We start from the raw sequence: 230 nt of genomic DNA, 5'->3' as shown, positions 1-230 counted from the left end.
CAGGTCGAAATTCCTGTACCACCGTAAGCCGTTATGAGCGAGGGGGTGACGCAGTAGGGTAGTGACGCGGACTGATGGATGTCCGTCTAAGCAGTGAGGCTGGTGTGTAGGCAAAGCCGCACATCGTTAAGGCTGGGCTGTGATGGGGAGCGAAAATTGTAGTAGCGAAGGTCATGATCTCAGACTGCCAAGAAAAGCCTCTAGCCAGGAGAAGGTGCCCGTACCGCAAA

1 rRNA gene is annotated in these 230 nt (G+C 54.8%); it reads left to right on the top strand.

Features of this window, described 5'->3' with window-relative positions:
• Positions 1-230, top strand: a 23S ribosomal RNA gene (locus WA407_RS26900); the annotation flags it as partial.

It is taken from the genome of Paenibacillus sp. 203 (assembly GCF_037027525.1).
Lineage (GTDB): Bacteria > Bacillota > Bacilli > Paenibacillales > Paenibacillaceae > Paenibacillus > Paenibacillus polymyxa_B.
This window is presented reverse-complemented; position numbering and strand designations above follow the sequence as displayed.